At 47.5% G+C, this 1,201-nt stretch carries 1 protein-coding gene; it reads right to left on the bottom strand.

Annotated elements, in window-relative coordinates; translation table 11 throughout:
- Nucleotides 1-54: 54 nt before the first annotated feature.
- Nucleotides 55-1,095: an IS481 family transposase gene (locus ACYP03_RS23810; RefSeq protein ID WP_459782336.1), complete on the bottom strand. Its 1,041-nt coding sequence runs from the start codon at nt 1,093-1,095 to the stop codon at nt 55-57.
- Nucleotides 1,096-1,201 lie beyond the last annotated feature (106 nt).

Genomic DNA, 1,201 nt, shown 5'->3' with positions numbered 1-1,201 from the left:
TGTACTGATTCAGACCTGATCTGACAGTTACCCACTTTTAGCGGTGCTGTCAGATTATATCTGGGTCAGATCCTTTTCTTCCCAGATAGCCTTCCCATCGCGAAGCGTTTCCAATGGTGTTCTGCCATTGCACATCTTGCCCTGATGAGTCCGTTCAGTGTTGTAGTATTCCATCCACTCGTCCAGATCTTTTTGGAGTTCATCTAAGTCACCATAGAGTTTCTTTCTGAAAGTCACTTGGTAGAACTCGTTCAGTATGGTCTTATGGAAGCGTTCGCAGATGCCATTGGTCTGAGGCGACATGGCTTTGGTTTTCGTGTGGTCGATGTCATTGATCGCCAGATATAGCTGGTAGTCATGCTGCTCGACACGGCCGCAGTATTCGGTGCCTCTGTCCGTGAGGATACGCAGCATCGGTAGCGCTTCAGATTCAAAGAAGGGCAGAACTTTGTCATTGAGTAAGTCTGCCGCGGTAATGGGCATTTTCGTGGTGTAGAGCTTGGCAAAAGCCACTTTGCTGTAAGTATCGACGAAAGTTTGTTGGTAGATGCGCCCAACGCCTTTCAGGTTGCCTACGTAAAACGTGTCTTGAGAGCCGAGATAACCAGGATGGGCGGTTTCTATTTCACCGCATACCTCATCATCTCGTTTCTTACGTTCAAGCGCAGCGACTTGCTGTTCGGTGAGGATGATCCCTTCACCAGCGACCTTTTTCTCTAAAGCGACTAATCGCTTTTTGAAGTTCTCCAGGTTGTGGCGAAGCCACACAGAGCGAACGCCGCTTGCCGAGATGAAGACACCTTGCTTCCTCAATTCGTTGCTCGTTCTCACTTGCCCATGAGCTGGATATTCCAGCGCATAAACCACGACGGCTTGTTCTGTCGTCGGATCAACACGGTTTTTCATGTTGGGCGTTCTTCGGCTTTGATTGACCAAAGCATCGACGCCACCTGTTTCTGCCAGCTCTTGGTAGCGATAGAAAGTGTCTCTGGAGACACCCATGACTTTACAGGCTTTTGAGACATTACCGAGTTCTTCTGCGAGATTGAGAAGACCAGCTTTGTGTTTGATGATTGGATTGCTAGTATGAAGCATGAGAGTTACCTCTTTGTTTCTTTGATTTAAGATTCAGCACCTTAATCAAAGTGGGTAACTCTCTTCTTTTCAAATCGAAGTGTCAGATCTGGTCTGAACTAGTACA

This window comes from Photobacterium sp. R1, from assembly GCF_054600795.1.
Note: the sequence above shows the minus strand (reverse complement) of the source record. Positions and strands in the feature narration are given on the sequence as shown.